Annotated in this window: 21 protein-coding genes; 10 read left to right on the top strand and 11 right to left on the bottom strand. The window is 68.3% G+C overall.

Annotation, left to right across the window (positions count from 1 at the left end; translation table 11 throughout):
* Window positions 1-37 precede the first annotated feature (37 nt).
* The 3 genes from C566_RS0106940 (at window position 38) to C566_RS0106950 (ending at window position 2,224) form a co-directional block, all read left to right on the top strand.
* Window positions 38-901, top strand: coding sequence for an HpcH/HpaI aldolase/citrate lyase family protein (locus C566_RS0106940; protein WP_018773610.1), 864 nt, complete (start codon window positions 38-40; stop codon window positions 899-901).
* Between the two features lie 25 nt (window positions 902-926).
* Window positions 927-1,871, top strand: a complete 945-nt coding sequence (locus C566_RS0106945) for a DUF2797 domain-containing protein (protein WP_026266467.1) — start codon at window positions 927-929, stop codon at window positions 1,869-1,871.
* A gap of 128 nt (window positions 1,872-1,999) precedes the next feature.
* The gene (locus C566_RS0106950; RefSeq protein WP_018773612.1) at window positions 2,000-2,224 is read left to right on the top strand and encodes a DUF3188 domain-containing protein; all 225 of its coding nucleotides are present in this window, start codon (window positions 2,000-2,002) and stop codon (window positions 2,222-2,224) included.
* Here C566_RS0106950 and C566_RS0106955 read toward each other — a convergent pair.
* Together C566_RS0106955 and C566_RS0106960 are read right to left on the bottom strand one after the other, a co-directional pair.
* A complete protein-coding gene (locus tag C566_RS0106955) occupies window positions 2,214-3,911 on the bottom strand; it encodes a SulP family inorganic anion transporter (RefSeq protein ID WP_018773613.1) in 1,698 nt (565 codons plus the stop codon). The two genes, C566_RS0106950 and C566_RS0106955, sit on opposite strands and share 11 nt — an antisense overlap.
* Complete coding sequence (locus tag C566_RS0106960; RefSeq protein ID WP_018773614.1) at window positions 3,908-4,321, bottom strand: ArsR/SmtB family transcription factor; 414 nt, start codon at window positions 4,319-4,321, stop codon at window positions 3,908-3,910. The genes C566_RS0106955 and C566_RS0106960 overlap by 4 nt, the downstream gene beginning before the upstream one ends.
* A 196-nt stretch (window positions 4,322-4,517) precedes the next feature.
* On the opposite strand from C566_RS0106960, the gene C566_RS0106965 reads away from it, so the two are divergent.
* The 4 genes from C566_RS0106965 to C566_RS0106980 all read left to right on the top strand — a co-directional run bounded on the left by C566_RS0106965 (window position 4,518) and on the right by C566_RS0106980 (window position 7,916).
* Window positions 4,518-4,997: an FAS1-like dehydratase domain-containing protein gene (locus tag C566_RS0106965; RefSeq protein ID WP_018773615.1), complete on the top strand. Its 480-nt coding sequence runs from the start codon at window positions 4,518-4,520 to the stop codon at window positions 4,995-4,997.
* Between the two features lie 2 nt (window positions 4,998-4,999).
* A complete protein-coding gene (locus C566_RS0106970; RefSeq protein WP_018773616.1) occupies window positions 5,000-5,452 on the top strand; it encodes a MaoC family dehydratase in 453 nt (150 codons plus the stop codon).
* A gap of 29 nt (window positions 5,453-5,481) precedes the next feature.
* Entirely contained in the window at window positions 5,482-6,786 is a 1,305-nt protein-coding gene (locus C566_RS0106975; RefSeq protein ID WP_018773617.1) for an MFS transporter, read from the top strand.
* A 62-nt stretch (window positions 6,787-6,848) separates the two neighbouring features.
* A complete protein-coding gene (locus C566_RS0106980; protein ID WP_018773618.1) occupies window positions 6,849-7,916 on the top strand; it encodes a UDP-N-acetylmuramate dehydrogenase in 1,068 nt (355 codons plus the stop codon).
* Window positions 7,917-8,010: 94 nt separating this feature from the next.
* Here C566_RS0106980 and C566_RS0106985 read toward each other — a convergent pair whose 3' ends face one another.
* Window positions 8,011-8,565, bottom strand: a complete 555-nt coding sequence (locus tag C566_RS0106985; RefSeq protein WP_155846798.1) for a hypothetical protein — start codon at window positions 8,563-8,565, stop codon at window positions 8,011-8,013.
* An 89-nt stretch (window positions 8,566-8,654) separates the two neighbouring features.
* Here C566_RS0106985 and C566_RS0106990 point away from each other — a divergent pair, with 89 nt between their 5' ends.
* Window positions 8,655-9,761, top strand: coding sequence for a winged helix DNA-binding domain-containing protein (locus tag C566_RS0106990; RefSeq protein WP_026266468.1), 1,107 nt, complete (start codon window positions 8,655-8,657; stop codon window positions 9,759-9,761).
* Window positions 9,762-9,829: 68 nt separating this feature from the next.
* Here the strand turns inward: C566_RS0106990 and asd are convergent, their stop codons facing one another.
* The 8 genes from asd to C566_RS0107030 form a co-directional block, all read right to left on the bottom strand.
* Window positions 9,830-10,972: an aspartate-semialdehyde dehydrogenase gene (asd, locus tag C566_RS0106995; RefSeq protein ID WP_026266469.1), complete on the bottom strand. Its 1,143-nt coding sequence runs from the start codon at window positions 10,970-10,972 to the stop codon at window positions 9,830-9,832.
* A 54-nt stretch (window positions 10,973-11,026) separates the two neighbouring features.
* Window positions 11,027-11,245: an NF038396 family protein gene (locus tag C566_RS0107000; protein ID WP_018773622.1), complete on the bottom strand. Its 219-nt coding sequence runs from the start codon at window positions 11,243-11,245 to the stop codon at window positions 11,027-11,029.
* Complete coding sequence (locus C566_RS0107005) at window positions 11,245-11,838, bottom strand: dihydrofolate reductase (RefSeq protein ID WP_018773623.1); 594 nt, start codon at window positions 11,836-11,838, stop codon at window positions 11,245-11,247. The genes C566_RS0107000 and C566_RS0107005 overlap by 1 nt, the downstream gene beginning before the upstream one ends.
* Complete coding sequence (locus tag C566_RS0107010; RefSeq protein WP_018773624.1) at window positions 11,835-12,638, bottom strand: thymidylate synthase; 804 nt, start codon at window positions 12,636-12,638, stop codon at window positions 11,835-11,837. Before C566_RS0107010 ends, C566_RS0107005 begins: the two co-directional genes overlap by 4 nt.
* Before the next feature lie 275 nt (window positions 12,639-12,913).
* Window positions 12,914-13,891 (bottom strand): NUDIX hydrolase, encoded by a 978-nt coding sequence (locus C566_RS0107015; RefSeq protein ID WP_018773625.1) that lies wholly within the window; start codon window positions 13,889-13,891, stop codon window positions 12,914-12,916.
* An 11-nt stretch (window positions 13,892-13,902) separates the two neighbouring features.
* Window positions 13,903-16,167: an RNA degradosome polyphosphate kinase gene (locus C566_RS0107020; RefSeq protein WP_026266470.1), complete on the bottom strand. Its 2,265-nt coding sequence runs from the start codon at window positions 16,165-16,167 to the stop codon at window positions 13,903-13,905.
* A gap of 88 nt (window positions 16,168-16,255) precedes the next feature.
* Window positions 16,256-17,278, bottom strand: a complete 1,023-nt coding sequence (mshD, locus tag C566_RS21020; RefSeq protein WP_051082265.1) for a mycothiol synthase — start codon at window positions 17,276-17,278, stop codon at window positions 16,256-16,258.
* 324 nt (window positions 17,279-17,602) lie between these two features.
* Complete coding sequence (locus C566_RS0107030) at window positions 17,603-18,301, bottom strand: winged helix-turn-helix transcriptional regulator (RefSeq protein WP_018773628.1); 699 nt, start codon at window positions 18,299-18,301, stop codon at window positions 17,603-17,605.
* Between the two features lie 243 nt (window positions 18,302-18,544).
* Here C566_RS0107030 and C566_RS0107035 point away from each other — a divergent pair, with 243 nt between their 5' ends.
* Complete coding sequence (locus C566_RS0107035; protein WP_018773629.1) at window positions 18,545-19,279, top strand: hypothetical protein; 735 nt, start codon at window positions 18,545-18,547, stop codon at window positions 19,277-19,279.
* A gap of 167 nt (window positions 19,280-19,446) precedes the next feature.
* Window positions 19,447-20,061, top strand: coding sequence for an FABP family protein (locus C566_RS0107045; RefSeq protein WP_018773631.1), 615 nt, complete (start codon window positions 19,447-19,449; stop codon window positions 20,059-20,061).
* Window positions 20,062-20,083: the final 22 nt, after the last annotated feature.

Genomic DNA, 20,083 nt, shown 5'->3' on the forward strand with positions numbered 1-20,083 from the left:
TTAGCGGCAAGTGCCCCCGGGCGACTAGCGTAGATGCATGACCTCTACGACCACCGCCGAATCACTTCGGCCCCAACGCAACATCCCGGCCGACATCGCCCGCTCCTGGCTGCTGGTTAATGCGATGAAGACCGACCTCTTCGACCAGTCCGCCGTCTCCCGGGCCGATGCGATCATCCTTGACATCGAAGACGCGGTGGACCCCTCCCAGAAGGACACCGCCCGCGCCAACGTCGTGAACTGGCTGACCGCCGGCGGCAGCGCGTGGGTCCGGATCAACGACGCCACCAGCCCGTTCTGGGCCGACGACCTCGCCGGCCTGCGCGGCACCCCCGGCCTGCTGGGCATCATGCTGGCCAAGACCGAATCGGCCGACCAGGTGACCGAGAGCTTCCACCGGATGGACGGCAAGACCCCGGTGATTCCCCTGGTCGAGTCCGCCGTCGGCATCGAGGAAGCCAACAACATCGCCAAGGCCCAGGGCGCGTTCCGCCTGGCCTTCGGCTCGGGCGACTTCCGCCGCGACACCGGCATGGCGGCCACCGCGGAAGCCATGGCCTACCCACGTGCCAAGCTGGTTGTGGCCAGCCGCGTGGGCAACCTGCCCGGCCCCATCGACGGACCGACCGTCGGCACGAACCACCCGATCCTGCGCGAACAGACCGGCATCACCGTGATGATGGGGATGACCGGGAAGCTCTGCCTCGCGATCGACCAGACCCCGGTCATCAACGAGGTCATCAGCCCCACGCCGTCCGACGTCGCGTGGGCCACGGACTTCATGGCCGACTTCGAAGCCAGCGGCCGCGTCATCCGGGACGGCTCCGACCTGCCGCGCCTGGGCCGCGCCGAAAAGATCATGAAGCTCGCCGTGGCCTTTGGCGTGCAGCCGGCCCTGTAACCGCCACACCACTTCAGGAGACCCCGTGACTGATACCCGCTATCTGGTTCACGGGGTCTTTTGGGATTCTCCGGCGCCCGGGCCCGTCGCGGCGCCCGGCGGCAGGCCTCCGGCGATGCGCCTGCAGGACCCGGACGGCACCATCACCGCACTGCCGCTCGACGCCGGCACCCGCCTCGGTTTCCGGCTCGCCGCCGCGGGGAAACATTGCCTTGGGCATCACTTGGTGCACGGACCCGCGGACCGGGACCACGTCCTGTGCCCCGACCAGGCAGCCGCCGCCAAGGGCAGCCAGTGCGGGCGGTGCTTCGTCCTGGACGACTCCCGGCTGATCCACGACTTCCACCGCGGCGGCCGGGTCCCGCCGGGCCTTCGCGCGTACCTGATGCAGCCGCACTGGCTCTACGTCGCCACCTTCGCCAACGGGGCCAGCAAGGTCGGCACCGCGTCCCACCTGCGCAAATGGAACCGGCTCGCCGAGCAGGGCGCCGTCGTCGCCCGGTACGTTGCCCGTGCCGAGGACGGCCGCGTGGTCCGTCTCCTTGAGGACATGATCACGCGCGAGGCCGGGCTGCCGCAGCAGGTCCGCGCTGCCGCCAAGGCCGCTGCGCTGCTCGCCCCGGCAGCCGCCGTCGACCTCGACGCCCTGAACGGACGGCTGGCGGGGGAGGTCCGGACCCTGCTCGCCGGTGCCGGCGGGGAGGGCTTCGCGGTGGTGGATGAGCGGTGGGTCCGGCCGGAACTCTCCGCGAAGGCCTGCGCCCCGGCCGCCCGGCATGCCTATCCGCACGATCTGGGGGCCGGAGCGCACGGATTCCGGATCGACTCGCTGAGCGGCGGCATCGCGGTCGCGACGCTGGATGGGAGCGGACTGGAATTCGTGGTGAACCTGGGCCAGCTCAAGGCCCGGGTGATCGAACTCGGTGACCACGGCTCGGACGTCCCGGCCGTGCAGGAATCCCTGTTCTGACGCCGGAATTGCCCCGTGACGCGCAAATTACCGGACGCGCCCGCATTCCGGCGTCGCCAGGCAATGTGAGTGTCGCCAGGAATTGTGCGGCTCGCGGCGTTGCCCGCCCGCCCCGGTAGACTGGCACGGTGCTGAATGAATTCTGGGCCACCGCGTCAACCGCCTACAAGGTGCTCGTCTTCGGCGCCATGGGCCTGATCGGCGTCGGCATCATCCTCAGCGTGGTGGGCAACAGCACCGGCAACCAGGCGCTGGCCCTCGCCTCACTGGCAGTGATCGGGCTGGGCCTGATCCTGCACATTGCCGGGCTTGTGGTCCGAGGCCAGGCGATCCGGAAGAACCTCAAGCGCTAGCGGCCGCGTTCCGCACCACGTGGCTCCGGGCATGTTCGACGGAGTCCGGGAGGGATGTGAACAGGTGCTTGTGATGCCGCAGTGAGCGGATGACCCCCACATTGGTCACGAGCTCCAGGTGCTGCGGCTGGACCCCCTTGAGCAGGACCGTGACCCCGCGCAGCTCCAGCGCGGAGACTACTTCGACGAGCATGTGGGCGCCGGTGGCGTCCAGCATCCGCAGTTGGGACAGCCGGATGATGGCCACCTGGATGTCCCTGACCTGGCTGATCTCCTGCAGGACCCGCTCCGCGGCGCCGAAGAACATGGCACCATCCAGCCGGAAGATTGCGATGTGCTCGTCGCCCGGAACCGGCGGCCCCGGGATGTCCTCGCGCCGGACCCCGCTCAGGGAAGCGAACGTCCGCAGCGTGAACACGGCTGCCGCGGCGAGTCCGATCTGGATGGCCACGATGAGATCGAAGGCGACGGTGATGAGGGCTGTGATGACGAACACTGCGGCGTCGGCCCGGGTGGAGCGCAGGATCGCCGTCACGGTGTGCCGCGAGACCATGCGGGTGGCCGTGACCATGAGGATGCCGGCCAGCGCCGCCAGCGGGATCCTGCCGACGAGCCCCGCCGCCAGGTAGATGATGGCCAGCAGGACCAGGGCGTGCACCACCGCGGAGAGCCGGGTCTTGGCCCCGGAACGGACGTTCACGGCGGTCCGGGCGATCGCGCCGGTGGCGGGCATGCCGCCGAAGAATCCGGCAGCGATCGAGGCCAGCCCCTGCCCGGTGAGCTCCCGGTCCGGGCTGTACGCGCCGGACGGACGGCCGTCGGGGCCGACCATGCCGGCGGCCACCCGGGCCGAGAGCAGGGATTCGATGGCCGCAAGCGTCGCGATGGACACGGCAGGCATCAGCAGTCCGCCCAGCGCGGCCGGATCGACCGAGGGCATCGACGGCGCCGGCAGGGAGTGCGGAAGCGCGCCGATCCGAGGTATGTCCAGCGCCAGCATCTCCGACACCGCGGTGGTGAGCAACACCGCAATCAGGCTCGCGGGCAGGGACCTGTTGAGCTTGGGCAGCAGGTACATCACGGCCGCGACACCCGCCACCACCGCGAGCGTCTGCAGCACAGTGGGCATCGTAGCCTGTGACGCGCTCTCGACCGCGGCCAGGAGGGTGTTGTGACCCGGCGTTCCCTCGGTGCCCGTGGCCAGCGGAACCTGCTGGAGGAAAATGATGGCGGCGATGCCGAGCGTGAAACCCTCCACGACCGGCCACGGGATGAACGCGACGGCCCGGCCCAGCCCGCTGGCTCCCAGGATCATGACGAGCAGCCCGGCCAGTACAGAGACCAGGGCTATGCTGCCGACGCCGTGGGCGGCGACCACCGGGGCCAGGACTACCACCATGGCGCCGGTCGGGCCGGAGACCTGGACATTGGATCCGCCCATGACGGCGGCGACAAGTCCTGCCACCACCGCGGTGATCAGTCCGGCCTCCGCCCCGACGCCGGAACTCACCCCGAAGGCCAGCGCCAGGGGGAGCGCCACAATGCCCACCGTGATGCCGGCGAACAGGTCCGTCTTCCAGGCAGACCGCAAGAGCTCGTAGTCGCGGCGGGACGGCAGAAACCGGGCGAGGCGTCCCCGTGCCGTGCGGGATGTCGTGGACGGGTCTGCTGCCTGCGCCGCGCTCACGGTGCTGTGTTGTCGAGGGGGGCGGCACTGTCGACGCCGCCCGCACGGTCGAGGTGGCCTGCCGGCAGCTCCTGCGCTATCCGGAGCTGTTCGCTGGAACCGGCCAGCGTGTCTAGCAGGAAGACCCGGGCGATCGCGAGCAGCTCCTTGATCTTGGGATGAGCCAGCCGGTAGGTCACCACATTCGCCGTCCGGACCGACGTCACCACACCGTTCCGGCGCAGCGTCCCCAGATGCTGGGACAGGTGCGAGGGCTCCAGCCCCGTCTCGGCGAGCAGGTAACTGACCGGCGCTGACGTGTCCGGTGCCGCCGCCAGGAGCTCGAGGATCCGGATTCGGGCCGGGTGGGCCAGGGCCTTGAACAGGTTGGCCTTGATTTCGTACAGGGGGGTCTGCGCGGCGGAGATCATGGCAGGAGGACACTTTCTCGCATCCGTCCGCGGCGCGGCCCGGCGGGACAGCGCGGCCGAACGGATTGATGGATTGATGTTTTCATCATATCGCCCGCGTCAAGACCCGCCGGAGCGCCCGGCAGTACCGCCCGGGCCCCGGCACGCACCCCGTCACGAAGCCGGACGGCCCCGGGCGTGGCGATAGGCTGGAACCATGACAATCAATCCGGACCTGCAGGGGCGCAGCTACCCTGCCGCAGAGGTGTATGACGTCGGCCGCGAGAAGATCCGCGAGTTCGCGCGCGCGGTCAAGGCCACCCACCCCGCCCACTTCGATGTTGCCGCCGCCGAGGGGCTGGGTCACAGCGACCTCGTCGCGCCGCCGACCTTCGCCATCATCGTCGCGCAGCGCGCCGACGCGCAGCTGATCGAGGATCCGGAGTCCGGGATCGACTTCTCCCGCGTGGTCCACGCCGACCAGCGGTTCACCCACCACCGCCCGATCGTCGCGGGCGACCGGCTGGTCGCCGAACTGCACGTCGACGGCGTCCGCGCCATGGGCGGCGGAGCCATGATCACCACCCGCTCGGAAATCTTCGCCCTTGCCCCCGGCGATGCCACCGACGCCGCCGGCGTCCGGGAGCCGGTCGCCACCGCCACCTCGTCCATCCTGGTCCGCGGAGAGGGACAGTAGCCATGAGCACAGCATCTTTTGCTCCCAAGTTCGCGGAACTCACGGTCGGCCAGGACATCGGCAGCCGCAGCATTACCGTCACCCGCACCGACCTCGTCAAGTACGCCGGCGCATCCGGTGACTTCAACCCGATCCACTGGAACGAGGCCTTCGCCACCGGCGTCGGCCTGCCGGGCGTGATCGCCCACGGCATGTTCACCATGGGCGCGGCCGTCCAGCTCGTGACCGACTGGGCCGGGGATCCCGCCGCCGTCGTCGACTTCCAGACCCGTTTCACCAAGCCGGTGCCCGTCGCTGACACGACGGGAACGCCGGAGGCCGGTGCCGTGATCGAGGTCAGCGGGGCCATCGGGGCGCTCGACGCCGACGCCGGCACCGCCCGCGTCGACCTCACGGTCGTCTCGGCCGCCCAGAAGGTCCTCGTCAAGGCCCAGGCCGTCGTCAGGCTGGCCTAGCCGATGCCGTTTCTGTGAATCTGGCTGCAGTGACCAAGGAAGTCTTCGTCCCGCCCGCCGAGATCACGCACTGGCGGAACGCCGTGGTGGTCGCCTACGCCGCGAGCGGTATCGCCTTTTCCACGTGGGTGTCCCGGCTGCCGGCCATCCGCGACGGCCTGGACCTGACGCCCGGCACGATCGGGCTGCTCCTGCTCTGCATGACGGCGGGATCTTTCGTGTCCGTGTCCGCCTCGGGCCTGATTGTCCTTCGCCTTGGCTCCAAGCGCACCATCCGGATTGGCAGCATCATGGTCGGGTTCGGGCTGGCGCTGGCAGGCTTCGGCACCTCCGTGCTCGCCAGCCCGGTGGCGGTGGCCGCGGGACTGGCCATCATCGGGCTGGGCACCGCCAGCTGGAATACCGCGTCCAATGTCGAAGGTGCCGCGGTGGAACGCGCCGTCCGGCGGCACATCATGCCCCGGCTGCACGGTTCCTTCAGCCTGGGCACAGTGGCGGGCGCCGGGCTGGGCGCCTGGGCTGCCGCCGCCGGGATCCCCGTCTTCCTGCACCTGGCCGCGGCGGGCCTGCTGGTGGCCGGCTCGGTGACCACCGCGGCGGCCTGGTTCCGGGCGGACATCACGCCGGTCGAGGGGGAGCAGCCCTTCAAGGCATCCGGGACAGATACCTTCGAGGACCCCTCCACCGGGCCCATCCCGATCGTCCGGCAGACTGACGCGGTCCCGGAGCCGCCGCTGGACAACAAACGCCTCATCGCCCAGGCCTGGCGTGACCGGCGCACACTGCTGCTGGGCGTGCTGGTCCTCGGGCTGGCCCTGGCCGAAGGAGCGGCGGGGGACTGGGTGGCGCTGGCGCTGGCCGACGGCCACGGCCAGACCGACGCCGCCGGAGCCGCCGGGTACGGGCTGTTCGTCACCTTCATGACCATCGGCCGGTTCGCCGGCACCCTGGTCCTGGACCGCTTCGGCCGGGTCCCGGTGATGCGCTGGTGCGCCGCACTGGCGGTTCTGGGCCTCGGCCTGTTCGTCTTCGCCCCGGTACCGTGGCTGGCCTACGTGGCCTTGGCCATCTGGGGACTCGGCGCCTCACTTGGCTTCCCGGTCGGCATGTCCGCCGCAGCCGACGATCCCGTCAAGGCCGCCGCACGGGTGTCCGTGGTGTCCACGATCGGCTACGGAGCGTTCCTGTGCGGGCCGCCGCTGCTGGGGCTACTGGCCGAGCACGTCGGGATCCTCCACTCGCTGCTGGCGGTCATGGTGATGCTGATCGTCAGCTTCATGCTCTCCCCAGTGGCCCGCAAACTCCCCGCGCCCGCGCCCGTGCCGGGACAGTAGAGCTAGCCAAGTGCGGCCGGCACCGGCTTAGGCGAGCGGATGATCCCGGCTAGGCTGGTCAGGTGACCCAGATCCAACTCTCCGCCCTGACCACCTCCGCCGTCGGCGGCCCTGCCGGCAGCTACATCGAGGCCCGCAGCGAGGCCGGGATTATCGACGCCGTGCGCACGGCGGACGCCGCAGGCGAGTCCCTGCTGATCATCGGCGGCGGCTCCAACCTGCTGGTGTCCGACGACGGGTTCCCCGGCACGGTGCTGAAGATCGCCTCGGAGGGTTTCACCGTGGACGCCGAGGACTCTTGCGGCGGCGTGGCAGTGGTGGTCCAGGCCGGCCACAACTGGGACGCCTTCGTTGAACACGCCGTGAAGCATGCCTGGTCCGGCGTCGAGGCGCTCTCCGGGATCCCCGGCGCCACGGGCGCCACCCCCGTGCAGAACGTCGGCGCCTACGGGGCCGACGTCTCCCAGACGATCGCCGCGGTGCGCACCTGGGACCGGGAACGCAACGCGGTGAAGACTTTCACGAATTCCGAACTCAAGTTCGGCTACCGGGACTCCATCCTGAAGCAGACCACCGTCAACGGCTCACCGCGCTACGTGGTGCTCACCGTGGAATTCCAACTCCCGCTCGGCCGGATGAGCGCCCCGGTCCGCTACGCCGAACTCGCCCGGGTGCTCGGCGTCGAGCAGGGCCGGCGGGCCTACTCCACCGACGTCCGCCGCGAAGTGCTGCGGCTCCGGGCGTCCAAGGGCATGGTCTGGGACGCGAACGACCGTGACACGTACTCCACGGGCTCCTTTTTCACGAACCCGATCGTGGCCGAGGACGTCGCGGCACGGCTGCCGCAGGAGGCCCCGCGGTACCCCGCCGGTGCGGACGGGCTGACCAAGCTCTCGGCGGCCTGGCTGATCGACCAGGCCGGGTTCGCCAAGGGCTTCGGCCTGGACCCGGACAGCGTCTCGGGCGGCCGGGCCTCGCTGTCCACCAAGCACACCCTCGCCATCACCAACCGGGGAGGGGCGAGCGCGGCGGACATGCTGGCCGTCGCGCGGGAGGTCCGCCACGGCGTCGTCGAACGTTTCGGCATTGAACTGCACCCGGAGCCGCTGCTGATCGGCGTCGATCTCTAGGGAAAGACCCGCCCCAAGAACTCTAGGGAAAGACCGGCCACAAGAAAACGGCCGCAGGCCGGGCCACCGCCGGCGGGGCGCCTCAGCGCTCCGGCTACGGTTCCGTGTGGCGGGGGGCCACCTTGCTAAAAAGCATGAAGGTAAAACCGGAGGCTGCGGCCCCGAGCAGGAAGACTTGGCAGAACGCCACGGACTGGACGCTAGGCCCGCTTTGCAGCACCAGTCCGGCGCACGCAAATGCCACGGCGCCGGCGAGGAATGCCAGGGAGCCGAGCAGGAAGGCCTGTACGGTGGCCGGAAATTCGCTGCCGTAGTCGAGCTGGAGCTCCCGGCTCTGCGGGGCGATCCTTCCGTGCTTCACGGCCGCCTGCACCCGTGCCTGAGACCGTGCCTGAGACCGTGCCCGAGACCGCGCCTGAGACCGTGCCCGCGGCTGCAACGCCGCAGCCGTGACGAAGCTGGCCACGGACAAAGCCATGGACAACGTGGCCACCAACTGCAGGGTGCTCATCATGGGCGAAAGCCGGGTACCGCTGGCGATGGCGACGGCGAGCCCGGCAGCCATGCCGGCGGCGCTGGAGGCCCAGCCCAGCAGGGCCAGCTTCCGGCACAGGGGCCGAAGCAGCGGCCACACCTCACTCATAGTCATGATTCAAGGGTAGGGAAGCCTGCTGGATGGCGGCTGGGAGCAGCCGGGCAACAACCCGACAGCCAGCGCATGCGACATACCATGGTTCCATGGCAGCAGTGACGGGCATCCGCCGGCTTACCCCCGGGATTATCGGCAGGTTGCGGCTGGCCGCCCAGGGACTGCTGGGACCAGGGTTCCAGTCCGTCCCGCAAGCCGTCCGCGGCATGACAGCGATGCAGGCCCAGGACCTGCAGGCCGTTCTCTGGGCCGTCGGCCAGCGTGTGCCGGGTTCCCGCACCGCGGACGTCCGCGGCGCGCTGGACCGGGCGGAGATCGTCCGTTCGTGGCCGATGCGCGGCACCTTGCACGTGCTGGCGCCCGAGGACTTGAAATGGATGCTGGCCATCACCTCGGAACGGCTGATCCAGGGCCTGGCCCGGCGCCACCGGGAGCTCGAGATCACTGACACGGACGTGGATGCCGCGGCGGGGTCCGCGTTGCGGCTGGTCTCCGCGGGGGCGGCCAGCCGGGCGGAGCTGTTCGAGGCCTTCGAACGGGCCGGCCAGTCCACCGCGGGCCAGCGCGGCATCCATCTGCTCGGGGTCCTGTGCCAGCGGGGTTTGCTGGTGCAGGGGCCGCTGTCAGGCAACCAGCAACTGGTCGTGGCGTTCGGCGACTGGATCACCGAGTCGCGGATCCTGGACCGCCAGGACGGCATCGCCGAGTGGCTGCTGCGCTACTTTCGCAGTCACGGCCCCGCTACGGAACGTGATTTTGCCTGGTGGGCCGGCATTCCGCTGACGGAAACCCGGGCTGCCCTGGCGCGGGTGTCGGACCAGTTGGCGGAGCTGGAGTTTGAGGGGACCAGCTACTGGCTCTCTCCAGAGACAGCCGCGCTGCTCGACGACGGCGTCCCCGGTCAGCGCACGGTTCTGGCGCTGCCGGGGTTCGACGAATTCCTGCTCGGCTACGCGGACCGGTCCCTCGTGCTGCCGCCGGAGCACGCCGACAAGATCGTCCCTGGCGGCAACGGCGTGTTCAAGAAGACCATCGCGGCCGGCGGCGGCGTGATCGGCACCTGGGTCGGGCCGCCGGGCGGCCGGGGAGCCGGCGTCGTGCCCGAACCCTTCGACGCCGTTAACGGGCTGCGGCCTGCCGCCCAAAAATCTTTTGGGCTGCAGGCCGCGAAATACCGCAGATTCCTGGGTGCCTGAACAGGCGACTGAACCGGTGCCTGAAGGCGTGTCTGAGCGTCCGCCTGAAGGCGTGTCCCGGACGGTCCCTAGAGGTTTCCGGTGGCGATGCGGAGCATGCGCCGCAGCGGTTCCGCGGCGCCCCACAGCAGCTGGTCGCCCACCGTGAACGCGCTGATGTACTGCGGGCCCATCTCGAGCTTGCGGATCCGGCCCACCGGAATGTCCAGGGTGCCCGATGCCGCCACGGGCGTGAGCTCGGCCATCGAGGCTTCCTTGGTGTTCGGCACCACGCGGGCCCACTGGTTGTCGGCGTCCACGAGCTTCTCGATCTCGGCGACCGAGAGGTCCTCGCGCAGCTTCAGTGTCAGGGCCTGGGAGTGCGAGCGCATCGCACCGATCCGGACGCACAGGCCGTCCATGATCACGCGGTTCCCGGCGGAGGTGCCCAGGATCTTGTTCGTCTCCACCCCGGCCTTCCATTCCTCCTTGGACTGGCCGTTGCCGAGGTCCGCGTCGATCCAGGGGATCAGCGAACCGGCGAGCGGGACGCCGAACTGTGTGGCGTCGATGCCGGTGCGCTGGTGCGCCAGGACCTTCCGGTCGATCTCCAGGATCGCCGACGCCGGGTCGTCCAGTTCGGTGCTCACCTCGGCGTTGAGGCTGCCGAACTGGTTCAGCAGTTCACGCATGTGGCGCGCCCCGCCGCCGGATGCCGCCTGGTACGTCATGGACGTGCCCCATTCGACGAGGTCGTTCTTGAACAGCCCGCCCAGACCCATCAGCATGCAGGACACGGTGCAGTTGCCGCCGATGTAGTCCTTCACCCCGCCGGAGAGGCCGGCGTCGATGACGTCCCGGTTGATGGGGTCCAGCACGATGATGGAGTCCTCATTCATGCGCAGCGTGGAGGCGGCGTCGATCCAGAGGCCGTCCCAGCCGCGGCTGCGGAGCTCGCCGTGGACCTGCTTGGTGTAGTCCCCGCCCTGGGCGGTGACAATAATGGGCAGCTTCGCCAGCGTCTCGAGGTCGAACGCGTCCTCGAGCTTGCCGGCTGTGCCCGCAGCGGCGCCGGCTATGGCCGGTGCGGCACCGCCCGCGTTCGAGGTGGAGAAGAAGACCGGGTTGATGTTGGCGAAGTCGCCCTCGTCCTGCATGCGCTGCATCAGGACGGAACCGACCATGCCACGCCAACCGACCAGGCCGACGGACGGGGTAGCTGCTGTAGTCATGGGCCCAGTTTAGACTTCACCGGCGCCCGGGCGCAGTCGGTTACGTCACGCGTTCTAGTCGCCGCGCGGCTCTTCCAGCAGCGCCGCCTTGCGCCGGCGCAGCGCGAAGACCGCCCCGAATGTGAAGACCTGGGTCACCACCACCAGCACGATCGCCCCGAGGATCTTGTTGCCGCCCAGGATCATGGTCAGCCCCACGATCGCCGAGAGCAGGGCGAGCAGGGGCAGGAGCATGTACCCCAGGACAAAGAGTGTCTCGGGTTTGCGGAGCATTACTTGGCCTCCGTCCGGCGCCACAGCGTGATCCGGTAGCGGGTGCCGTTGGCGGAGGTCAGCCAGCCGTTGGCCGGGAGGCTGGCGGAGGCGGTCCAGTCGTAGCCGAGGTCGGGAGCGAAGGTGTCCCCTTCGGCGGTGGTGTCGATGGTGGTGACGACGGCGACGTCGGCAAGGTCCAGGGCCTGGGCAAAGATTTCGCCGCCGCCAATGATCCACACGGTCTCGTGGCCGTCCACGAACTGGGATTCAAGCAGGGCGTCATCGAGCGAGGCGACCGCGACGGCGCCCTCCGCGCCCGGGGTGTCCCGCCAGGTGGCCTGGCGGGTGATGACGATGTTCGTCCGGCCGGGCAGCGGGCGGTACTTGTCCGGGAATGACTCCCAGGTCTTGCGTCCCATGATGACCGGGTGGCCGGTGGTGAGGCGGCTGAAGTGCGACAGGTCCTCGGGCAGGTGCCACGGCATGGCGCCGGCCTTGCCGATCACCCCGGTGCTGGTCTGGGCCCAGACCAGCCCTAGGCCGGTGGTGGACGCGCGGAGTTGCTCGGTGAAATCGCCGGGCTGCAGGTGCGGGGTGTTTTCGTTGCTCATACGGCTATCGGGGCCTTAATCGTCGGGTGGTGCCGGTAGCCGACCACCTCGAAGTCCTCGAGGGTGTAGTCGAAGATGGAGTCCGGCTTGCGGGTGATGTTCAGCTGGGGGTAGTCGTAGGGCTCGCGGGCGAGCTGCTTGAGGACCTGGTCCATGTGGTTGTCATAAATGTGCACATCCCCGCCCGTCCAGACGAATTCTCCCGGTTCCAGGCCGGTCTGCTGCGCGATCATGCGTGTCAGCAGGGCGTAGGACGCGATGTTGAACGGGACGCCCAGGAACGTATCCGCCGACCGCTGGTACAGCTGGCAGGAGAGCTTGCCGTCGGCCACGTAGAACTGGAAGAACGCGTGGCACGGGGGCAGGGCCATGTCCTTGAGTTCGGAGACGTTCCAGGCCGAGACGATGTGCCGGCGCGAGTCCGGGTTGGACTTCAGGTTCTCGATGAGTTCGGCGATCTGGTCGATGTGGCCGCCGTCGGGCGTGGGCCAGGAACGCCACTGGACCCCGTAGACGGGACCGAGTTCGCCGTCGGCGTCGGCCCATTCGTCCCAGATGGTGACGCCCTGGTCCTGCATCCATTTGACGTTCGTGTCGCCGCGGAGGAACCAGAGCAGCTCCACGGCCACGGACTTGAAGTGCACCCGCTTGGTGGTGATGAGCGGGAAGCTCTTGCTCAGGTCAAAGCGGAGCTGGCGGCCAAAAACGCTGAGGGTGCCGGTGCCGGTGCGGTCCGATTTGTGCGTGCCGTGCTCGAGGACGTCGCGCAGGAGGTCTTCATAGGGCGTAGGGATGCTCACCGTCCCAGTCTACTGAGAACTCGCCGGCTCTCCTTATTTGTGTGACCGTCCCTGCCTCGCCCGGAGGACCGCCAGCAGTGCCGCGTCGTCGAGCCCGGCAGCACGGGCTATCACCCACCGCAGAACGGCGTAGACCAGCAGGGCGGCGATTGCGGGCCGAGCAGCAGTAGCGGCGGCACGTTCCACAGGACCGGCATGGAATCCCCCAAGATTCAGCAGTAATGTACCAAGCTATTGATACAAACTAGGCTTGGGGCCCCCGGGGTCAAGAACCATCAGTCGTCGAACGGCTTGAACCGCTCCACGGCAACCACTTTTTTCTTGCTCCCGCGCGCGACGTGGCAGACCACAATCTCGCCCGGCGCCAGGAACGGGTCCGAGGACGGCAGCAGATCCCGCAGCCGGGAGCTCATGTGTTTTGCCAGCTGCTTCAGGACGGTCGGCAGGGCCGGGCGGTGCGTACACAGAGCCACGGCCCGCTGCTTGTCGAACAGCCCCTCGACGACGGCTGCCGTCTTGTGCGGGCTGCGGCCGTGCCGGTGCTCGGTAAGGGCCTCGTTGAGCTTGACCTTGGCGTCGGCCGCCTTGGCGTAGGGAGCGATGGTGGCCACGCACCGCAGCCACGGGCTTGAAACGATCCGCGCGGGCTTCCACGCCTGCAGGAGCCGCCCCACCGCCTGCGCCTGCCGCATGCCGGTGGCGGCCAGCGGGCGGTCGCCCTCGGCCTTGGTCCAGGAGGAACGGGGCTTGGCCTTGGCGTGGCGCACGATCAGCAGCGGCCAGGTCTCCAGCTCCCCGCGGTCGTGGGCGTTCACCAGGTGCTGCAACGGTTCGATGTCACCCGGGTTGCTCAGCAGACGGGCGGCCTTCTCGGGCGGGCACCACATGACGCTGTCGACTTCGGTGCCGTCCGGTATCAAGACGGCGCCGTCGACGTCGACCGCCCAATAGTGGACCACCTTCAGCCCGGCCGCCACGTGGTAGTGGATGGGCGGAAGCGGGATCCCCAGCGGAGCGGAGAGCCCGATCTCCTCCTCCACCTCGCGCACGGCGCACTCCGGGATGGTCTCGCCGGGGTCGATTTTGCCCTTCGGCCAGGACCAGTCGTCATAGCGCGGACGGTGGATCAGCAGGACCTCGAGCTGGTCATTGTTTACCGAATTGAGGCGCCACGGGATGGCGCCCGCCGCCGTGACGGAAATCTCTTCGCCGGGTTGGTCAGCCTGGTCCGCAACCAGTGCATCGCTGCTCACACTCACGATCCCTACCGCAGGCTGGTCGAGCGCTGGCGCGAGCGGGAAGCGAGCAGCCAGGACTGCACGTCCTTGAGGTCCTGGCCGTCTTCCGCCAGGTGGTGGCGGGTCCATTCGCCCTGCTTGTCCAAATGCCAGCTGGCGGTTTCGGGCACCATGTAGCGGTTGAGCAAGTCCAGGACATAACTCGTGTCGTCGCCGCTCGTCAGCTGCACGAGGGCCTCCACCCGGCGGTCTAGGTTGCGGTGCATCATGTCGGCCGAGCCGATGTAGACCACCGGGTCGCCGCCATTTGCGAAGGCGAAGACGCGGGAGTGCTCCAGGAAGCGGCCCAGCACGGAGCGGACCGTGATGTTCTCGCTCAGCCCGGGAACGCCGGGCCGCAGGGAGCAGATGCCGCGGACAATGACGTCCACCTGCACCCCGGCCTGGGACGCGCGGTACAGGGAATCGATGATGGCCTCGTCCACCATCGAATTGACCTTGATCTGGACACGGGCGGGGATGCCGGCCCGGGCGTTCCTGATCTCGGTTTCGATCCTGTCGATCAGCCCGGAACGGACCGAGCGCGGCGCAACGAGCAGCCTCTTGAACGTGGACTTCGGCGCGTAGCCGGAGAGCTGGTTGAACAGCTTGGACAGGTCCTCGCCGACCTGTTCGTTCGCCGTCAGTAGGCCCAGGTCCTCGTAGTAGCGGGCCGTGCGCGGGTGGTAGTTGCCGGTGCCGATGTGGCAGTAGCGGCGCAGGCCGTCCACTTCCTGGCGGACCACGAGGGAGAGCTTGCAGTGGGTCTTGAGCCCCACGATGCCGTACACCACATGGACGCCGGCCTGTTCTAGTTTCCGGGCCCAGGAGATATTCGCCTGCTCGTCAAAGCGCGCCTTGATCTCCACGAGCGCCAGGACCTGCTTGCCGGCCTCGGCGGCGTCGATCAGAGCATCGACAATCGGGGAGTCACCGGAGGTGCGGTACAGGGTCTGCTTGATGGCCTGGACTTTGGGGTCCGCAGCCGCCTGTTCCAGGAACGCCTGGACGGACGTGGAGAAGGAGTCGTACGGGTGGTGCAGGAGGATGTCCCGGCGCCGCATGGCGGCAAAGACGTTGGCCGCCTTGGACGTTTCCGATTCGTTGAGGTAGCGCGAGGTGTGCGGGACGTGCTTGGGGTAGTGCAGGTCCGCCCGGTCGATCCCGGCAATCACCGAGAGCCCGCGCAGGTCCAGCGGCGCCGGGACGGAGTACACCTCGGATTCCTCGACGCCGAGCTCGCGGATCAGCAGGGCACGGATGTTCGGGTTGATGTCATTGGTGACCTCAAGCCGGACGGGCGGGCCGAACCGGCGGCGCAGGAGTTCCTTCTCCAACGCCTGCAGCAGGTTTTCGGCGTCGTCCTCTTCAACCTCGACGTCCTCGTTGCGGGTCACGCGGAAGATGTGGTGTTCCAGGACCTCCATGCCGGCGAACAGCTGGTCCAGGTGCACGGCGATCACTTCTTCGAGCGCGATGAACCGTGCCACCCGGCCGGGAACGGAGCCGGCGCGGGCGCCGTCGATGGAGATCAGGCGCGGGAGCTGGTCAGGGACCTTGACGCGGGCGAAGAGCTCCTTGTCGCTGACCGGGTTGCGGACCACCACGGCCAGGTTCAGGGACAGCCCGGAGATGTAGGGGAACGGGTGCGCCGGGTCCACGGCCAGCGGGGTCAGGATCGGGAAAACCTTTTCCGCGAACATGGCGCTGAGCTGGTCCTTGGCCTGCGAGTCGAGTTCCTCCCAGTGCATCAGGTGGATGTGCTCATAGGCCAGCGCCGGGCGGATCTGTTCGGCGTAGACCCGGGCGTGGCGCTGCTGCAGCCGGTGGGCCTCCTCGCCGATCTGCTCCAGGACCTGCATCGGGCTCAGCCCGGCAGGGGAGGGGACGGCAAGCCCCGTCGCGATCCGCCGCTTCAGTCCGGCCACCCGGACCATGAAGAACTCGTCCAGGTTGGAGGCGAAGATGGACAGGAAGCTGACCCGCTCCAGCAGGTACAGGTTGGGGTCCTCGGCCAATTCCAGGACCCGGGCGTTGAAGGCAAGCCAGCTCAGTTCCCGGTCCAGGAACCGGTCGGGGCTGATGTCGCCTTCCGGCTCCAGGTTCGGCGCGAACTCCGGAATGTCGATCCGGTCCTGCGTGGCGCGTGAGGCCGGCACTTCGGAGGAGCCAAAGCGGGCACGTACCGGACGCGCCCCCTTTTCCGGCGTTGCTGGTTCAGACGTGGATGTCCGGGCGGTATCCCGTGGCATGGTGTCTCCTCAATGCTGGCGCGATGTAGCTTCAACCTTACAAGCAATCACGGCCGGATGACCCCAGATTTCGGCCCGGCCGGGGCGGTCATCCGCCGACTTGACTAACGCCGTCCGGCGCGGGAGTGGCGGCCGGTGTTTGCGGCTGCGGCAGCGGCGCGTACATCACATCGACATCCCAGCGGGTGAATCCGAGCCGGCGGTAGAGTGCGACGGCGGGTGTGTTGTCGGCGTCGACGTAGAGCATGACGGCGCGGAGCCCCAGGCCCTGCAGATGCCGGATGCCGGCGACCGTGAGGGCCTTGCCCAGCCCGGACCCCTGGGCATCGGGGGTCACGCCCACCACATAGACCTCGCCCATGGCGGGGTGATCGCCGTGCCGGGGGTGCACCTTGGTCCAATGGAATCCCAGGAGCCGGTCCGCCGGGCCGACGGCCAGCAGGAAGCCTGCGGGATCAAACCACGGTTCGGCCATCCGGGCGTCCAGATCGGCCCGCGTCATGTTGCCCTGCTCCGGGTGGTGGGCGAAGGCGGCCTTGTTGGCGGCCAGCCAGGCGTCCTCGTCCCGGCCGGGCACGAAGGCGCGGAGCTGTACGCCCTCCGGGAGGTGGACCTCCGGCAGGGCCGCCGCTGCTGTCATCAGCCGCATTTTCCACAGCTCACGGACGGCGCCGTAGCCGTAGCGGGCTGCGAGGTCGGCCGCGGCCTGGTGGTTTCCATGGGACCAGGCTTTCAGGCCGGCGAAGCCGCGGACGCTTTTCAGTTCGCCCACCAGGCGGTCGCCCACGCCCTGGTTGCGATAGCTGGGGTGGACGGCGACCTCCAAGACCCCGGTGCCGTCGGGCTCCTCGATGACGACGGCGACGCCGGCGAGGTCCTGCGCCGTCGCGGGATCCGACTTGTCGTCCGGGGCGTAGAGGGCCAGGGCAAGCACCGAGTGCTCGCCCGCATCGGCGGCGCGCAGCGTGACAAGGGTCTGTTCGGACAGTGGCGGATTGCCGTCGGACTCTTCCGCCGCGGCGACAAGGGCAGCGACGTCCCGCAGCAGCGCGCCGTCCACGGTTCCTTTGACAGTATGTACGGGCCAGTTTTCCGGGTGCGCAGGGCTCATGGTGCAAGGCTATCGGGTGCATGGCGGTCGGCGGCCGATTTTGATGAACTCCGGACGGCCGCGTATAGTCGTTTCTCGTCCGGCGTTGAGCCAGATGCGAGGGGGATCCACCACTGGGGTGGCCTCGATACGTTCGACCCGTATGTCCTCCACTCAGAAGTACTGAGAAGTACTGATAAATACTGAGAAGTTCCGTGCCGAGGGATCGGTGCACCAAGAAAGCCCCGGACTCTGGATTCCAGAGTCCGGGGCTTTCTGCGTTCAGTGCTTTGGGCACCGGCGCCTGCTTACCGGCGCTGCCGGGTCCTGGCGGCTGCAGTGCGCTCAGGCCTCGGTGAGTTCGTCCTCGGGCTGGCGGACCAGGGTCAGGCGGTAGCCGACGTTGCGGACGGTGCTGATCAGGTTCTCGTGGTCGGCGCCCAGTTTGGCCCGCAGCCGCCGGACGTGGACATCCACGGTGCGGGTGCCGCCGTAGTAGTCGTAGCCCCAGACTTCGGTCAGCAGCTGCTGGCGGGTGAATACCCGGCCGGGGTGCTGGGCCAGGTATTTCAGCAGTTCAAATTCCTTGAAGGTCAGGTTGAGCGCGGCGCCGTTGACCCGTGCGGTGTAGCTGGCCTCGTCAATCACGACGCCGGCGGCCCGGATTTCGGTCGGCACGTCCTCTTTCTCCGGGACGGCGCGCGCGATCCCGAGCCGGATCCTGGCTTCGACTTCTGCCGGGCCCGCCGATTCCAGGAGGATGTCGTCCACGGCCCACGCCGAGGAGACCGCGGCCATGCCGCCCTCGGTGAGAATCAGCATCAAAGGGGCGCTGAGGCCGGTGGCCTTGAGCAGCTGGGTGAGGGAACGTGCGCCGACCAGGTCCTTGCGGGCATCCAGCAGGACGATGTCGCAAGGGTCGGTCTCGAGCAGGGCAGTGGGCTCGGCCGGAAGGATGTGCACCCGGTGGTTCAGCAGTTCCAGAGCAGGCAGGACGTCCACGGATGTTCCCGTGCTGTTCGTCAATAGCAGGATGTGCGACATTGTTCCTCCAAGGGGTGTCCGCGCATCATTGAGCGTCTTGTTGCTGATGCTGAGTATACCTAAAGGCCCCATTCCGGCCATGGTCCCGTCACCTCCAGCCCCTCCTTTTGCGACACATACCGGTCACATAGGGCAGGATTGAACCGTCAGGGCCCGCGGCCCGTCGAAATTGAGCCGAGTCGAATTGGGGTCCGCAGTGAGCGAAGGTCTGGCCATGGTGGGTCTGCCGATGGCGAGCAGACAGTGAAGCCGTGGAGCGTCGGGATCATCGGCCTGGCAGGTCTCGCGGCTATTGTCGCCGGCGCCTATTCCTCGCCGGAGGTCCTCCTGGCAGTCGCGGCGCTCGCCGCCGCAGGCATCGGTATCGGCTGGCCCTACTTTCTCGGCATCCCCGCCAAGAAGACCCTCGCGGTCCTGATTGGCCTGCCCGGTGTGGGGTCGGCGGTGGCTGCGACGTATCTCCCGGCTCCCGGCTTCCTGGACTGGACGCCGTCGTTCATGGCCGTCGGGGTCATAGCAATCTTCGTCATGCAGCTGATCCGGGGCACCGGCCAGGCCCAGCGCCTCGAATCCACCCTGGGCTCGTGCGCGGGTGTCCTGCTCTCCTGCCTCGGCGCCGGCTGGATTGCGAGTTCGCGCTTCAATGGGGTCCGCGAAATGATCCTCGTGGCAGCCATCAGCGCTGCGATCGCCCTGCTGGCGGGGCTGATCCGCTGGCCGGACCGGATCGTGGCGCCGCTGGGCATCGTGAGCGCCGGCCTTGCCGGGCCGCTCGCCGGCCTGGTGTTCTCCGACATCGCCGTGCTGCCGGCCGCGCTCGTCGGCGTCGTCGTGGGGGCGGTGCTGGTGAGTTTCCGCCGCCTCGTCATCCTCAACGGCGAGGGCCTGAATATTTTGGCGGCCGTGGGCATGGGGCTCGGGCCGGTGTCTGCGGTCGGTTCCCTGGCCTACTTCATAGACAAACTACTCATCTACTAAGCGTTAGGATGGCATCATGTCCGTACTTGCATATGAGATCTTTTTCCTTGTCCTGCTTGGCGTGGCCAGCCTGTCCATGGCGTGGTTTGCCGGCTTTGTCGTGTACCGCCTCTTCAAAGGCCAGAAGTAACACGTTCCAGACCCCGTAGCTTCCAGAGGTAGATGCTGTGCCGATTGAAATCCCTACTGATCTGACCCCCGAAATCGTTCCGCTGTCCTGGCTCATTGGTGAGTGGGAGGGCAGCGGCCGGCTGGGGGCCGGGGACGAGGACTCCGAGCACTTCCTGCAACACGTCTCGTTCACGCACAACGGCCTGCCGTACCTGCAGTACCGGGCCGAGAGCTGGCTGACCGACGACGAGGGCACCAAGCTGCGTCCCCTCACCGTCGAGACCGGCTTCTGGGCGCTGGAACGTAAGCAGCGTGACGAGGACGGCGGCCCCGGCCTGATCCCGGCGGACATCGTCCCCGTGCTCAAGAGCGCCGACGAGGTGGAGGCCCTGCGCAACAGCGACGGCGGTTTCGACATCTCGGTCTCCATCGCCCACCCCGGCGGAATCTCGGAGCTGTACTACGGCCAGATCAAGGGGCCCCAGATCCAGCTCAGCACCGACATGGTGATGCGCGGCAGCCACTCCAAGGAGTACACGGCGGCCACCCGGATCTTCGGGCTCGTGGAAGGGAACCTGCTGTGGCGCTGGGACGTGGCCACCGGCAAGAATTCGACGTCGGGCGGCGGCCTGGAGGCCCACGCATCGGCCATCCTCGCCAAAGTAGGCTAATTACCCGGTCTCACTGATTTTT

Origin of the sequence: Arthrobacter sp. 131MFCol6.1, from assembly GCF_000374925.1 — a bacterium.
GTDB lineage: Bacteria > Actinomycetota > Actinomycetes > Actinomycetales > Micrococcaceae > Arthrobacter.

Excerpts from the sequence above, each read along its gene's own strand:
- C566_RS0107000 (WP_018773622.1), bottom strand. The coding sequence starts at position 11,245 with ATGCTCCGCAAACCCGAGACACTCTTTGTCCTGGGGTACATGCTCCTG.
- C566_RS0106990 (WP_026266468.1), top strand. The coding sequence starts at position 8,655 with ATGGCAGCAGTGACGGGCATCCGCCGGCTTACCCCCGGGATTATCGGC.
- C566_RS0107005 (WP_018773623.1), bottom strand. The coding sequence starts at position 11,838 with ATGAGCAACGAAAACACCCCGCACCTGCAGCCCGGCGATTTCACCGAG.
- C566_RS0106970 (WP_018773616.1), top strand. The coding sequence starts at position 5,000 with ATGAGCACAGCATCTTTTGCTCCCAAGTTCGCGGAACTCACGGTCGGC.
- C566_RS0107020 (WP_026266470.1), bottom strand. The coding sequence starts at position 16,167 with ATGCCACGGGATACCGCCCGGACATCCACGTCTGAACCAGCAACGCCG.
- C566_RS0106965 (WP_018773615.1), top strand. The coding sequence starts at position 4,518 with ATGACAATCAATCCGGACCTGCAGGGGCGCAGCTACCCTGCCGCAGAG.
- asd (WP_026266469.1), bottom strand. The coding sequence starts at position 10,972 with ATGACTACAGCAGCTACCCCGTCCGTCGGCCTGGTCGGTTGGCGTGGC.
- C566_RS0107030 (WP_018773628.1), bottom strand. The coding sequence starts at position 18,301 with ATGTCGCACATCCTGCTATTGACGAACAGCACGGGAACATCCGTGGAC.
- C566_RS0106940 (WP_018773610.1), top strand. The coding sequence starts at position 38 with ATGACCTCTACGACCACCGCCGAATCACTTCGGCCCCAACGCAACATC.
- C566_RS0106960 (WP_018773614.1), bottom strand. The coding sequence starts at position 4,321 with ATGATCTCCGCCGCGCAGACCCCCCTGTACGAAATCAAGGCCAACCTG.
- C566_RS0106985 (WP_155846798.1), bottom strand. The coding sequence starts at position 8,565 with ATGACTATGAGTGAGGTGTGGCCGCTGCTTCGGCCCCTGTGCCGGAAG.
- mshD (WP_051082265.1), bottom strand. The coding sequence starts at position 17,278 with ATGAGCCCTGCGCACCCGGAAAACTGGCCCGTACATACTGTCAAAGGA.